The sequence below is a fragment of the Streptomyces sp. NPDC055099 genome, assembly GCF_053607685.1.
In genome coordinates, this window is sequence record NZ_JBSGUA010000014.1 from 12,278 (window position 1) to 26,187 (window position 13,910).

Here is a 13,910-nt window from a genome sequence, read left to right on the forward strand (position 1 = left end):
GAGGGTAGAACATGATCGACTTCCTCAACCGGAACATCTTCCAGCCCCACCCCGAGCTGCTCGTCTTCATCACCGTGGCGCTCGGTTTCCTCTTCGGGAAGCTGCGCTACAAGGCCATCGGGCTCGGCGCGGTCACGGGCTGCCTCATCGCGGGGCTGCTGCTCGGGGCGCAGTTCAAGGTCGAGATCGACGGGACGGTGAAGAACCTCTTCTTCACGATGTTCCTCTTCGCCCTCGGCTACAAGGTCGGCCCGCAGTTCTTCCGCGGCCTGAAGAAGGACGGCCTCCCGCAGGTCCTCAACGCGGTCGTCGTCTGTGTGACCGGCCTCCTCGTCTGCTGGGCCTTCGCCGCGATGCTCGGCTACGGACCCGGGCTCTCGGCGGGACTGCTCGGCGGGGCGCTCACGCAGTCCGCCGTCATCGGTGTCGCGGGCGACGCGATCTCCAATCTGCCGGGGCTCAGCTCCGCGCAGGTCAAGAGCGAGTCGAACCTGGTCGCCATCGGGTACGCCGTGACCTATCCGCTCGGCACGATCCTCTGCGCGATGCTGCTCGCCAACGTGCTGCCCAAGCTCTACCGGCGTGACCTGGCAGCGGAATCGGCGGCGCTGGCACGGGAGCTGGACGCACCCGGCGACAATCCCGACCTCGCCGAGGGCTACTACGAGGTCGTCCTGCGCGCCTACACCATCCAGCGCCCCGACCTCGCGGGACGCACCATCGAGGACTTCGAGAACCAGCAGCGCGAGCTGGGCCGCCGGGTCTACATCACCCGCGTACGCAGAGAGGGGAACATCCTCGACCACGACCAGCGGACCGCCTTGCGCGAGGGCGACGTCGTCGCGCTGAGCGCGCTGCGCGGCTCCCTCGTCGAGTTCGACCCCCGTACGCACATCGGCGCCGAGACCGATGACGTCGAACTCCTCGGCTACCAGACCGAGTCACTGCATGTGGTGGCCTCCGAGAAGGACCAACTGGGCAAGAGCATCGGGGACCTGCGGCGCGAACCGTTCATGGTCGGGGTCTACGTCGACAAGCTGTACCGCTCCGGCGCCGAGTTCCCCTACCGGCTCACCACGAAGCTGGAACGTGGCGACACCCTGATCCTCACCGGCCCCAAACGCCTGGTGGACCCGGCGGGCAGGGAAATCGGCAAGCCCGTGCCGACCTCCTTCGCCACCGACATGATCTGGGTGGGGCTCGGCATCTTCCTCGGCGGCTGTATCGGCATCCCGGCGCTCACCGCGGGCGGTGTGCCGATCTCGCTCTCCACGTCCGGCGGCGCGCTGATCATGGGCCTCGTCTTCGGGTGGATCCGCGGCAAGTACCCGACGTACGGCAATGTCCCGCCCGGTGCCCAGTGGTTCATGGACACTCTCGGGCTCTGCCTCTTCGTCGCCGTCGTCGGCATCAACGCCGGGCCGAGCTTCACCTCCGGCCTCTCGACGGCGGGCTGGGGGCTGCTCCTGTTCGGGGCGGTCGCCACGGTGATCCCGCTGATCGTCGGCTTCCTCTTCGGCCACCACGTGCAGAAGATCCGCTTCCCGATCCTGATGGGCGTCCTCGCGGGCGGCCAGACGACCACCGCGGCGATCGGCGCGATCAACGAGTCGTCGCGGTCCCAGATCCCCACGCTCGGCTACACGATCCCGTACGCCGTCGGAAACGTGCTCCTGACCATCTGGGGCGCCGTCATCGTCCTGCTCCACCACTGACCCCCCGCTCCCCCCACGTGAGGAACGAGCCGTGCCCAAGACCACCTTCACCCGCGCGGAAATCCAGTCGTTCGCCCAGCTCAGCCCGTTCGAGCTGAAGGACAAGTTCATCCAGATCGCCCAGGCGGTGCAGGCCGACAAGCCGGGCCAGAAGGAGACCTCCAGCGTCCAGATGCTCAACGCGGGGCGCGGCAACCCCAACTGGATCGCCACGGGCCCCCGCGAGGCCTTCTACGCGCTCGGCTATTTCGCCCTCTCCGAGTCCCGCCGCGTCTGGACCGCGGACAACCTCGGCGGCATGCCGGAGAAGGCGGGCTCCGGCGCCCGCTTCGACACCTTCGTACGTCAGCACCCGGACCTGCCCGGCATCGACCTGCTCCAGAAGTGCGTGGAGCACGCCATCGAGCGGTTCGGCTTCGACAAGGACGAGTTCGTGCACGAGCTGACGGACAGCTCGGTCGGCGACAACTACCCCGTGCCGGACCGGATGCTGAAGCACGCGGAGCAGATCGTGCGCGGCTATGTGGCCGACGAGATGTTCGACAAGAGGCCGCCCGCCGACAACCTGTCGCTCTTCGCCACCGAGGGCGGCACGGCCGCGATGTGCTACATCTTCGACTCGCTCATGAAGAACGGCATCCTGCACAAGGGCGACAAGATCGCCCTGATGGTGCCGGTGTTCACGCCGTACATCGAGATCCCCGAGCTCGACACGTACGAGTTCGACGTGACGTACGTCGAGGCCGGCAAGTTCGCCGAGGAGGGCGTGCGGGAGTGGCGCTACCCGGAGGAGGAGGTCGCGAAGCTCGCCGACCCGGACATCAAGATGGTCTGCCTGGTCAATCCCTCCAACCCGCCCTCGCTCGCGCTGAGTCAGCGGGTCGCGGACCAGATCAAGCAGATCGTCGCCACGTCGAACCCGAACCTGCTGATCGTGACGGACGACGTGTACGGGACGTTCGTCGAGGGCTTCCGCTCCATCGCCGCCGACCTGCCGCGCAACACGCTGCTCGTCTACTCGTACTCCAAGCACTACGGCGCCACCGGCTGGCGGCTCGGCGTCATCGGGCTGCACGACGACAACGTCATCGACGAGCTGATCGCGGCGCTGCCGCAGGCCGAGAAGGACCGGCTGGCCAAGCGGTACGGGACGCTGACGCTCGAACCGGAGAAGATCAAGTTCATCGACCGGCTCGTCGCCGACTCGCGCCAGGTGGCCCTGAACCACACGTCGGGGCTCTCGCTCCCGCAGCAGATGATGATGGTCCTGTTCTCCCTCTTCGACATGCTGGAGGAGGGCCAGGCGTACAAGCGGCGCATCCGCGCGATCGTGCGGCAGCGGCTCGAACTCCTTCTGGAGGGCGCCGAGATGAAGATCGCGGACGATCCGCACCGGGCCGCCTACTACATCGAACTCGATCTGCTCGCCGAGGCCGAACGCGTCCACGGCAAGGACTTCGCCGACTTCCTGGAGAAGAACTACGAGCCGGTCGACCCGCTGTTCCGCCTCGCCGAACAGACCCACGTGGTCCTGCTGAACGGCGGCGGCTTCGAGGGCCCCGAGTGGTCGGTGCGCGTATCGCTCGCCAACCTCGACGACCTCGACTACCTGAAGATCGGCCACCACCTGCGGGCGATCTTCCAGGACTACGCGGCGGAGTGGCAGGCGAGCAAGGGCTGAGGCGTCAGGTGTGAGGCGTCGGGCCTGAGGCGTCGGGCCTGAGCGTGAGTGGCGCCCCGACCGGGTGGGGGGATGCCGGTCGAGGCGCCGTGGGGGGGGTGGCAGCTACTGGGGTGGGGTGTTTCGGGCCTACTTGTAGGCGGCGAAGGCCTTCGTGAAGGCGAGCGGCTCCTGCTCGATCGACGAACAGGTGGGCTGGGCGCCGTTGTTGGCGCCGCCCTCACAGGCCTTGTCGCGGGTGGAGGACCACATCGCGAGCCAGCCGAGACCCTTCTCCTCGGCGAACTTCACCAACTGCGTGGCGTCGTCGACCTTGAAGATCTCGGTGGTGACGTCATTGACGCCGATCATCGGGGTGACCGCGACGGTCTTCCACGCCGCCTCCTCGGACAGGTCGAGGGCGCCCTTGATCTGCTTCTGCGTGGCGGTCGCGGCGTCGATGGCGTACTGGCCCATGTCGCCGCTGTAGGAGGGCCCGTAGTCCATCGCCATGATGTTGACGGCGGAGACCCGCACGCCGTTCTTCTTGGCGTCCGCCACGAGGTCGACGCCCGGCTGGGTCAGGCCCTCGGGCATGACGGGCAGCGTGAACGAGACGTCCAGGCCCTCGTGGTCCTTCTGCAACTGCGCGATGGCCTGGGCGCGGCGGGTGTTGGCGGCGGTGTCCGGGAGGGCCGCGCCCTCGATGTCGAAGTCGACCTTGGTCAGCTTGTACTTGTCGATGACCTTGCCGTACGCCTTGGCCAGCTCGTCGGCGCTGGAGCACTTGAGGCCCAGCTCGGAGCCCGCCGCGCCACCGAAGGACACGCGTACGTCGCCGCCCTTGGCCCGCAGGGCTTCGATCTGCGAGGCGACCTTGTCGTCGTCGAGCCCGGTGGCGCCGCCCCAGAGGGGCTCGCAGCTGCCGCCGGAGGTGATGAAGGCGAGGGTGAACTCCTTGACGCCGGTCTTCTCCGCGGTGTCGACGAGGTCGTACGCGGGGGCGAGCGAAGTGTCCACGAAGGGCGCGAACTTGGCGCTCCCGGCGGCCTCGGCCTTCGCGGTGTCCTCGGCGGGGGCCTTGGTCGCGAGGGCTGTCCCGGAGAAGAGGAAAGCGCCGCCGCCGACGAGGCCGGCGGCCACGAGCCCGCCTATGACCTTGGACCTGGTGCTCACCGTGCGCCGATGCGTGCTGCTCATCGCGTGCCTGCCTTAGCTGTGCGGGGGGTGGGGTGCGTCAGCAACTTAGCCCCGAGGGGGCGCGACATAGCGGGCAATTGGGGCTCTGCACTGGATCTTAGGGCGGGCTTAAGGGAGCGATCGGGGGCGTTTAATGGTGGCTCTGGGGTGCTCCCGGGTGCGAGCCGCGGACGCCTTCCCGCGCTTCGCGCGGATCTTTTCCCGCCCACCCACCCGGCACCCGGAGCCAGCCCATGGACGGGACCTACCTGCGCTCCGTTCACAGTCGGATGCGGGGTAAACGGGTGGGTGGGCGGGGAAAATCCGCCGCGAAGCGGCGGTTCAGGGGGCTAGCGCACGCTAGGGGCACGCTTCCGGCGGCGTACAGCGGCACCCCGATGTCCCCGCCCCCCGGCAACCGGCCGACGCCCGTCCAGCTGAATCCAGATCCGCACCTCGGTCCCACCAAGGACGGATCGCCCGATCCGCACATCACCACCGGTGGACTCCGCCAACTGCCGCACGATGTCGAGCCCCAGGCCGGTGGACCCATCGGCCCCCGACCCCGCGCCCCGCGCCAACGCCGCCTCGGGATCGGCGATCCCCGCCCCCGCGTCCGACACCAGGATGATCACCGCGTCCTCGCCACTGTGCACGTCCACCGCGAACGCCGCCCCCTCCCGCGTGTGCCGGAAGACGTTGCCGAGCAACGCGTCCAGGGAGGCGACCAGTTCGGGGCGCGCCACCGGTATCCACACCGGCCGCTCCACCCCCGCGACCCGCACCTCGCGCCCCTCGTCCTCCGCGAGCGCCGACCAGAAGGCCATGCGCTCCTGGATCACCTCGGAGGCGTCGCAGCCCGCGCCGGGCCCGACCGCGGCGGTCTGCGGCTTGGCGTCGCGTGCGGTGCGGATGATCGTGTCGACCTCGCGCTCCAGCTTCTCCACCGCGATCCGGGTCTGCTCGGCCGCGGGGCCGTCACCAAGGGAGGCCGCGTTGAGCCGCAGGACCGTCAGCGGAGTACGCAGGCGGTGCGACAGGTCCGCCGCCAGTTCCCGCTCGTTCGCCAGGAGTTGGACCACCTGATCGGCCATCGAGTTGAACGCCACGGCGGCCAGGCGCAGTTCCTTCGGCCCTTCCTCCGGGACCCTCGCCCCCAGCTTCCCCTCCCCGAGGGACTGCGTGGCGCCCACGAGCCGCTTGGCGGGCTGCACCATGCGTACGCCGAGCCGGTCGGCCACCGCCACGGACCCGATGATCAGCGCGACACCGACGCCCGCGAGCACCAGCCAGGCCGTGGTCACGCCGTTGCTGACGTCGCCCTCGGGCACGAAGATCTCGACGACGGCGATCTCGCCGGAACTCAGCGCCGTCGGCTGGAGCAGCGCGAAGCCGCCGTCGACCGTGGTCGTCCGCGCCCGGCCCTCCTTGCGCGTGGTCTCCACCGCGTCCGCGTCCGCCCGCCGGTCGCCGATCTCCAGGGCGGGCGCCTTGTCGACGGGCGGCACGTACACGGCCATCCGCCCCTCGCCGCCCGCCTCGGACGTGGCGACGGCCCGCGTCAGCTGACCCTTGTCGGTGGTGATGGAGAGCGTGGGGCCCATGCCGGCCGCGTGCCGCTCCGCGTTCGAGAAGGCCCTGTCCCGCGCCATCTCCTGGATGACCAGGCCGAGCGGCACCGCGAAGGCGACCACGACCATCGTCGTGACGGCCAGGCACACCTTGACGAGCGCCCACCTCACAGCGGTGGCTCCAGCTTGACGCCGACACCCCGCAGCGTGTGCAGATAACGCGGCCGCGCGGCCGTTTCGCCCAGCTTCCTGCGCAGCCACGACAGATGTACGTCGATGGTCTGGTCGTCCCCGTAACTCTGCTGCCACACCTCTGCGAGCAGTTCCTTGCGCGGTACGACGACACCGGGCCGCCCGGCGAGGAAGGCGAGCAGGTCGAACTCGCGCCGGGTCAGGTCGAGGCGCGCCCCGTCCAGCTCGGCCTGGCGGCGCAGCGGGTCGATGGCGAGCCCGCCGACGCGTATCTCCCGGCTCGGCGGGGCCTCGCCCGCCGGGACGCGCGAGCGGCGCAGGACGGCGGCCATCCGCGCCGAGAGGTGCTCGACGGAGAACGGCTTGGTCAGGTAGTCGTCGGCGCCGTCGTTCAGGAGCCTGACGATCTCGGTCTCGTCGTCACGCGCGGTGGCGATGATCACGGGGACGTCGGTGATCCCCCGCAGCATCTTCAGCGCCTCGGAACCGTCCAGATCGGGCAGACCGAGGTCCAGGATCACCACGTCGAAACGGAAATGGGCCACCTCGCGCAGCGCCTCGAGGGCCGTGCCGACGCTGCGCACGGTGTGCGATGCCTCGGTCAGGTGCCGGATGAGAGCGGAGCGTACGAACTGGTCATCCTCGACGACGAGCACACTTGCCATGGGCGGCACCGTACGCCATATGAGTGACCCCGGTCCTCCTGGGACGCCGAGGGGCCCGGTGGTGCAGTATGGCTCGCGATGCGCAGAGGACTCATACACGCAATGGCTTGGTCGCTCGCCACGGGCGCGGCGGTCACGCTCTCCTGGTGGGGTGTCCACACGGTCATGGCGGGCACCGCCTACGACCCGCCGCGCGCCGTGCCGCTGGCCGCCGACGGCGACCGTGCCGAGCCGCTCTCCTCCTCCACGCACCGCCCCGACCCGGCGCCGACCCCGTCGCCCTCGAAGTCGACGAAGCCTCCGAAGTCCTCGAAGTCCTCGAAGCCCCCCGAGAGCAAGCCGTCGAAGACGCGGACGAGCAAGCCGAGCACCCCCTCCGCCCCGGCCGCCGCACCGGGCAACGTGAAGAGCTACTCCGCCGAGGGCGGCCGGGTCGTCTTCGACCTCGGCAAGGACTCCGCGACGCTGGTGTCGGCGACCCCGGCGGCGGGCTGGTCGGTGCAGGTGTGGAAGCAGGACACCTGGATCCGGGTGGAGTTCACGTCGGGCGCCGACAAGGTCTCGGTGTTCTGCACGTGGCACGACCACCCCCCGGCGGTCGAGATCAACGAGTACTGACCGGCCGGTTCACCGGCTCGGCCTCAGCGGAACACCGAGGGCGGCGGCGCCGGTGACGCCACCGCGCTCGCGTCCGTGACCGCCGCCGCTCCCCCGCTGAAGTCGATGAGCGCCCTGCCGTGCTCGACCCGGGCCGGGTGGGAGTCCCCCGCGCTGCGCCGGGTCAGCTCGGCTGTGGGCAGCGGCCGGTCGGAGGCGACGAGCACCGCGTTGCCGAAGCGCTTGCCGCGCAGCACCGCGGGGTCGGCGATGAGCGCGAGCTCCGGGAAGAGCGTGGCGGCGGTGGCGAGCTGGCCGCGCAGATGTGCGAGCGGGGGGCCGTCGGCGAGATTCGCGGCGTAGAACCCGCCGGGCTTCAGGACCCTGCGTACGTCACCGAGGAACTCGGCGCTGGTGAGGTGGGCGGGGGTGCGGGCGCCGCTGAAGACGTCGGCGATGACGAGGTCCGCCCAGCCGTCCGCGATCTTCGCGAGCCCTTCGCGGGCGTCGGTGCCGCGCACCCTGACCCGGGCCTGCGGGTCCAACGGCAGTTCGCGGCGCACGAGTTGGATGAGCGCCGTGTCGCGCTCGATGACCTGCTGGGTGGAGCGGGGCCGGGTCGCGGCTATGTAGCGGGCCAGGGTGAAGGCGCCGCCGCCGAGGTGCAGGGCCTGGATCGGCTTGCCGGGCGGCGCGACCAGGTCGGCGACATGGCCGAGCCTGCGCTGGTACTCGAAGTCGAGATACGCGGGGTCGTCGAGGTCGACATGGGACTGCGGGGCGCCGTCCACGAGCAGCGTCCACGCGCGCGGCCTGTTCCGGTCGGGCATCAGCTCGGCGAGCCCCCCGTCCACCTCCTCGACGACGGCTTGCGCCTCTTCCCGGGACCGCCTGTTCCTTGCCATCGGACCATTATCGGCGTACGCACCGTGCGCGGCCCGATGACCTTGGAGAACCGCTTCTCCTGGGGGTCAGCGGCAGCTGTCGGCGGCTTCGATGGTGCGGGCCGCCTTGCCGAGCGCCGCGCGCAGGACGGCGGGGTCGGTGACCGGGTCGGTCTCGTCGGGGGGCAGCAGCCAGCCGGTGCCCGCGACCGGGGGTGGCGGGGGGACGGGCGCCGGCTCGGCGTGCGCGCGGATGCCGCGGCCGAAGGTCTGCGTACACGCGCTGCCCGGCAGATCCCAGCACTCGGCGGTGCCGGGCGGCACCAGGAAGCCGAGGGTGTCGCAGCTCCCGTCGTGCAGAACGGGGCCGACCGCGTCGTCGCCCGCCCCCCGGCGCAGGATGTCGACCGCTTCCAGGCCCTGGCGGGCCGGGACGGTGACGAGATCGCAGAAGTCGGTGTGCTCGGGGGGCTCGGGGAGCCGTGCGCCCTGCTGTGGTGGTGCGCTGCGATCCTGGGAGGGCAGGTGCCGCGCCGTGGTCAGCGATGCCCTCGATTCGCCGTTCTGTGCGCCGATCTCCAACAAGGGGACCCCTCCTCGCAAGGGCGGAAGCCGCGTCGCTCCCTCTCCGCATGGTTCAACGCGGGAGGGCGTCAACAGCTACGGCGCAATGCCGCCGCAAAGGATGGCACTTCATGGCGGATCGTGGGTGAGATATCCGGTTTGTAGCCAAACTCTGCGTGCCGGGCCCATGACAGCGGGTACGTTCGTGCTCCGCCGGAACAGGGGCAGTATTGCTGAATCCGAAGGATTCGGCACAATCCGGCACGATCCGTACGAGAGGGTCAGGCCATGGCGTCGTCACCGATGGCATCGTCAACTCCGTCCCCACGACCGAATCTTCGCTTCAGGCAGCTGCGCGGACAGCGCTCTCCGGGCGAGTTCGCCGCCTTGATCAGGCGTGCCGCTCGCGAGATCGGTGAGCGGGTCAGCTGCGACGCCCGCTACATCGGACGCGTCGAGGCGGGCGAGATCCGCTGTCCCAACTACGCCTACGAGCGGGTGTTCCTGCACCTGTTCCCCGGCCGGACACTGACGGATCTGGGGTTCGCGCCCCGCTCCGCAGTGCGCGGCCGGGGGGCGCGCGCCACGTCCGGGGCGCCCGCACCACACACCACGATCCAGCTGTATGAGTCTCCCCCGTCCGGGCCGTCGGGCCCCGAACTGCACGAGTGCGACCCGTACGAGATCCAGAGTCACGAGGAGATCGACGTGCGGCGTCGCGCATTCATGAGCGGTACGGCCACGGTGGCCGCCGCCTCCCTGGGGCCCTTCGGGCTCACCGACCCGAGTCCGGCCCAGGCCACCGCACAGCGCGGCGGCCGGCCGGGCGAGGCCGAGGCGTCCGCGGTCGAGGAGGCCGTGCGCAGGATCCGGCTGCTCGACGACCGGCACGGCGCCGACGGCCTCTACCGACGCGCGGCCGCCCCGCTGCGGACCGCGTACGCCCTGCTCGACGCGGGCACCACCCGCCAGCCGATGGCGGACCGGCTCTACACGGGCGCGGGGGAACTGTCCATCTCCGTGGGGTGGTTGGCGCACGACTCGGGCCGCTTCGACGACGCACGCTCGCACTACGCGGAGGCGCTCGCGACGGCCCGCATGGCCGGCGACCCGGCCCTGGAGGCGCACGCCTTCTGCAACACGGCCTTCCTCGCGCGCGACGCGGGGCGGCCCCGGGAGGCGGTGCGGGCGGCCCAGGCGGCGACGCGGGCCGCCCGGCAGCTCGCCTCGCCGCGGCTGCTCTCGCTCCTCGCGCTGCGGGAGGGCGGCGGCTGGGCGGGGCTCGGGGACCGGGCCGGCTGCGAACGGTCGCTGGTGCGCGCCCACGCCCTGTTCGACCGGGGCCCATCGGACTCCGACCCGGAGTGGATGACCTTCTACGGGCCCGCCGAGCTGGAGGTCCTGGAGGCGCAGTGCTGGTCGGCGCTCGGCGACTGGGAGCGGGCGGCCCGGCACGCGCGGCGCGCGGCGGGCATCGCGTCGGCGCAGACCCCGCAGTTCACCCGCAACATCGCCCTCTACACCGCGGAGCTCGCCGACGACCTGGCCCGCGCGGGCCGTCCGGACGAGGCCGCGACGGCGGGCATGCGGGTGCTCGGGCTGCTTGACGAGGTGCAGTCGTCGCGCATCCAGGCGATGCTCGCCACGACGGCCCGGGTGCTGCTTCCGCACCGGCGGGCCTCGGGGGTGTGCGGCTTCCTGGAGCGGCACGCCTCGCTGCCGCGGGCCGTGTAGAGGGCCGTACGCCTCCGGGGCGGCCGTACGCCTGTGATGGCTAGGCCAGGTGTCCGGTGTCGTTCCACGACTCGATGGCCGGCTCGCCGTACGCCCAGCCCAGGGTGGAGATCGAGGTCGGGTTGAGGCGGATGCGGGCGGCGAAGTCGATGCCGAGGCCGAGCCAGCGCGCGCCGATGGAGCGCAGGATGTGCCCGTGCGCGAAGACCAGGACGTCACGGTCCGCGCCGCGCGCCCAGGCCACCACCTCGTCCGCGCGGGCGGTGATCTGCTCCAGGGTCTCGCCCCGGGGGACGCCGTCGCGCCAGATGAACCAGCCGGGGCGCACGCCCTGGATGTCGGCCGGGGTCATCCCCTCGTAGGAGCCGTAGTCCCACTCCATGAGGGTGTCCCAGGTGGTGGCGCGGTCCCCGAAGCCGGCGATCTCGCAGGTCTCGCGCGCCCGCGCGAGGGGGCTGGTGCGCACCTCGACGTCCTTGAGGCCGTCGAAGGGGGCGCGGTGCAGGCGCTCGCCCAGGAGCTTCGCGCCGTTGCGCCCCTCTTCCAGGAGCGGGACGTCCGTCCTGCCGGTGTGCTTCCCGGACAGGGACCACTCCGTCTGTCCGTGGCGGGCCAGCAGGATGCGCGGTGCCATGTCGAGCCTTTCCGAGCCGACAGCCACGGTGGAGACCATCAGCTGTCATAGAGCGAATTCTGTGGACAGACAGCTGTCCGTACCCTCCATCATCACTCACGTGCCATGTCGCGATCACTCCTGCCCGCCAGGAGCAACCCGCTCGTCGATCTCTGCGTCTAAGACGACCGGGGACCGCCGCAGCGTCCTTTCGCGTACGCCGTAAGGTGAGGCGCCGTTGAACACCGCATGACCAAAGACAGATGGGGGACCTACCGGATGCCGCAGACTGACGCTCCGGGCACCGGGGGCATCAGCGGGCTTCGGCTCCGCTGGTGGACGGAGCTGCCGCTGATCGTGCTGGTGTACGCCGCGTACTCGGCGGGACGCCTGCTGGCCCGCGGCGATGTGGCGGGCGCGGTCGACAACGGCCTGAGCATCCTGCGCGTCGAGAAGTTCCTGCATCTCAACGCCGAGCACCCGCTGAACCGTCTCTTCACCGACCATTCCTGGATAGGTGTCCCCGCCGACTTCTGGTACGCGTCCCTGCACTACCTGGTCACGCCCTTGGTCCTCGTCTGGCTCTTCCGCAGCCGCGCGGTCCACTACCGCGCGGCGCGCGCGTGGCTGATGACCTCCACCATGATCGGCCTGGTCGGCTTCACGCTCCTGCCGACCTGCCCGCCCCGCCTGCTGAGCGAGGGGTACGGCTTCGTCGACACCATGGCGCAGTACAGCGACTTCGGCTGGTGGGGCGGCGAGGCGAGTGCGCCGCGCGGGCTCGGCGGCATGACCAACCAGTACGCGGCGATGCCCAGCCTGCACGTGGGGTGGGCGCTGTGGTGCGGGGTCGTGCTGTGGCGGCAGGGCCGTTCACCGCTGGTCAAGACCGCGGCGGTGGCTTACCCCCTGATCACCACGATCGTCGTGATGGGCACCGCCAACCACTACTTCCTCGACGCGGTGGCGGGCGCCGCGGTGATGGGCCTCGGCCTGCTCCTCGCGCAGCCGGTGCTGCGGCTCGCGGACCGAGTGAAGGCCAGGGTCAAACTGCCGTTCGACGCGGCGCGGCCTTCCTCGGGGGTCACGGGCGGGGCCGGCCAGACGTCCGGCGCGGGCTCGTCGTCCGTCTCGTCCGCCCCAGAGTCCTCAATTGTCAGTGGCGGGTGCCAGACTTCCGTGGGTGAGCGAATTCCCCGGCCGCGCAAGCGGCCTGCCGAGCCAGGCGCCGAGCCCAGTGCCCGACCCGCCGAAGCGGGGGACAGCACTCCGACAGCGGCTCGCTGAGCTGCGCGGACCGGACGTCCCCGCGTCGCCGCTCGACGCCCGCGCGCTCGCGGCCCTCGCCGCGAATCCGGGCTGCCGGCGGCGTGCGCTGCTCGACGGCGCGGGTGTGAACAAGGCCACGCTGGCGCAGTCCCTCGGCTCCCCCGCGCCCTTCGGTCAGTCGCAGTTCGCGTTCATGCGGGGCAACGCCTTCGAGGCGAAGGTCAAGGCGGACGGCGGCGCGGAGCTGCTGCGTCTGGTGCACGGCAGGCTCGGTGGCGGCCCGGAACCGGTGCCGGGCGAATCATCGGTCCCCGACCTCGCCGCGGTGGGCCCCGAGGGCCGCGCGGCCCGCACCTCGCTCGCGCTGCGCGAGGCCACGGCGACGGAGGGCTGGACCCTCCTGGACCACCCGATGCTCGCCCTCGACGTGGCGGGGACACCCGCCTTCCTCGAACCGGACGCGGTGGTGGTCCATCCGGACGGCAGTTGGACGGTCGTCGAGATCAAGTCCTTCCCGATGATCGACGGCTCGGCGGACGCCGCGAAGGTGGGCGCGGCGGCCCGCCAGTCCGCGGTGTACGCGCTCGCTCTGGAGGGGGTGGCGGCCCACATGGACCCCGCGCCCCGCATCCGGCACCACGTGCTCCTGGTCTGCCCGAAGGACTTCTCGAACCTCCCCACGGCGTCGGCGATCGACGTGCGCAAGCAGATCTCCGTGACCAGGCGCCAGTTGGCGCGCCTGACCCGCATCGAAGACATCGCGGACGCGCTCCCCGAAGGCACCACCTTCGACGTGAACCGTCCCGCGGCCGACCTGACGGCAGCGGTCGAATCGGTCCCGGCGACGTACGCCCCCGAGTGCCTGGCCGCCTGCGAACTGGCCTTCCACTGCCGCGAGCGCTCCCGCGAGGAGGGCGCGGTCACCGCCCTGGGCCGCTCGCTGCGGGGTGAGCTGGGCGGCCTGACGACGATCAGTGACGTCCTGTCCGCGGCCGACGGAACATCGGGCGACCCGACGGACCCGACGGTGGCGGCGCTGCGGAGGGCGGCGGCGTTGCGGGCTGAGGCGCTTTCTGGCGTGGGCGCCTCGGGCGGGGACACGGCAGGAGGCACGTCGTGCTGACCACCTCTGCGACGCGGCCCGCGGGCACACAGCACCGCCGATGCCCTGCGGCGGCCGCTGCCTTTCCTACGGTGAGCGGATGTTGCCGGGTGATCGGGTGGGCGGGTGGGGAAATCCCGCCGCGAAGCGGCGGGTCAGCGGACC

12 protein-coding genes are annotated in these 13,910 nt (G+C 71.1%); 6 read left to right on the forward strand and 6 right to left on the reverse strand.

All coding sequences use genetic code 11. The annotated features are described in order from the left end of the window. The first annotated feature begins 11 nt into the window (after window positions 1–11). Both aspT and ACWFRU_RS29755 read left to right on the forward strand, forming a co-directional pair. Entirely contained in the window at window positions 12–1,715 is a 1,704-nt protein-coding gene (gene aspT, locus ACWFRU_RS29750) for an aspartate-alanine antiporter (RefSeq protein ID WP_453691204.1), read from the forward strand. A gap of 31 nt (window positions 1,716–1,746) precedes the next feature. Beyond that, a complete protein-coding gene (locus tag ACWFRU_RS29755; protein WP_453691205.1) occupies window positions 1,747–3,396 on the forward strand; it encodes a bifunctional aspartate transaminase/aspartate 4-decarboxylase in 1,650 nt (549 codons plus the stop codon). Between the two features lie 129 nt (window positions 3,397–3,525). On the opposite strand, the gene ACWFRU_RS29760 is transcribed toward ACWFRU_RS29755, so the two are convergent. The 3 genes from ACWFRU_RS29760 to ACWFRU_RS29770 form a co-directional block, all read right to left on the reverse strand. Then, window positions 3,526–4,575: a chitinase gene (locus ACWFRU_RS29760; RefSeq protein WP_453691206.1), complete on the reverse strand. Its 1,050-nt coding sequence runs from the start codon at window positions 4,573–4,575 to the stop codon at window positions 3,526–3,528. 329 nt (window positions 4,576–4,904) lie between these two features. Beyond that, window positions 4,905–6,296, reverse strand: coding sequence for a sensor histidine kinase (locus ACWFRU_RS29765; RefSeq protein WP_453691207.1), 1,392 nt, complete (start codon window positions 6,294–6,296; stop codon window positions 4,905–4,907). Beyond that, window positions 6,293–6,982 (reverse strand): response regulator transcription factor, encoded by a 690-nt coding sequence (locus ACWFRU_RS29770; protein ID WP_363211347.1) that lies wholly within the window; start codon window positions 6,980–6,982, stop codon window positions 6,293–6,295. Before ACWFRU_RS29770 ends, ACWFRU_RS29765 begins: the two co-directional genes overlap by 4 nt. A gap of 78 nt (window positions 6,983–7,060) precedes the next feature. On the opposite strand from ACWFRU_RS29770, the gene ACWFRU_RS29775 reads away from it, so the two are divergent. Further along, window positions 7,061–7,600 carry a hypothetical protein gene (locus ACWFRU_RS29775; protein WP_453691208.1) on the forward strand — a complete coding sequence of 180 codons (540 nt, stop codon included), beginning with the start codon at window positions 7,061–7,063 and terminating at the stop codon, window positions 7,598–7,600. A 23-nt stretch (window positions 7,601–7,623) separates the two neighbouring features. Here the strand turns inward: ACWFRU_RS29775 and ACWFRU_RS29780 are convergent, their stop codons facing one another. Further along, a complete protein-coding gene (locus ACWFRU_RS29780) occupies window positions 7,624–8,484 on the reverse strand; it encodes a spermidine synthase (RefSeq protein WP_453691209.1) in 861 nt (286 codons plus the stop codon). 66 nt (window positions 8,485–8,550) lie between these two features. After that, window positions 8,551–9,048, reverse strand: a complete 498-nt coding sequence (locus ACWFRU_RS29785) for a hypothetical protein (protein ID WP_453691210.1) — start codon at window positions 9,046–9,048, stop codon at window positions 8,551–8,553. A gap of 267 nt (window positions 9,049–9,315) precedes the next feature. Here ACWFRU_RS29785 and ACWFRU_RS29790 point away from each other — a divergent pair, with 267 nt between their 5' ends. Further along, complete coding sequence (locus tag ACWFRU_RS29790) at window positions 9,316–10,761, forward strand: tetratricopeptide repeat protein (protein WP_453691211.1); 1,446 nt, start codon at window positions 9,316–9,318, stop codon at window positions 10,759–10,761. Window positions 10,762–10,801: 40 nt separating this feature from the next. Here ACWFRU_RS29790 and ACWFRU_RS29795 read toward each other — a convergent pair whose 3' ends face one another. Next, window positions 10,802–11,395, reverse strand: coding sequence for a histidine phosphatase family protein (locus ACWFRU_RS29795; RefSeq protein ID WP_453691400.1), 594 nt, complete (start codon window positions 11,393–11,395; stop codon window positions 10,802–10,804). Window positions 11,396–11,653: 258 nt separating this feature from the next. On the opposite strand from ACWFRU_RS29795, the gene ACWFRU_RS29800 reads away from it, so the two are divergent. Together ACWFRU_RS29800 and ACWFRU_RS29805 are read left to right on the forward strand one after the other, a co-directional pair. Beyond that, window positions 11,654–12,661: a phosphatase PAP2 family protein gene (locus ACWFRU_RS29800; protein WP_453691212.1), complete on the forward strand. Its 1,008-nt coding sequence runs from the start codon at window positions 11,654–11,656 to the stop codon at window positions 12,659–12,661. After that, on the forward strand, window positions 12,612–13,766 hold the full coding sequence (locus ACWFRU_RS29805) for a hypothetical protein (protein ID WP_453691401.1): 1,155 nt from the start codon (window positions 12,612–12,614) through the stop codon (window positions 13,764–13,766). Before ACWFRU_RS29800 ends, ACWFRU_RS29805 begins: the two co-directional genes overlap by 50 nt. Window positions 13,767–13,910: the final 144 nt, after the last annotated feature.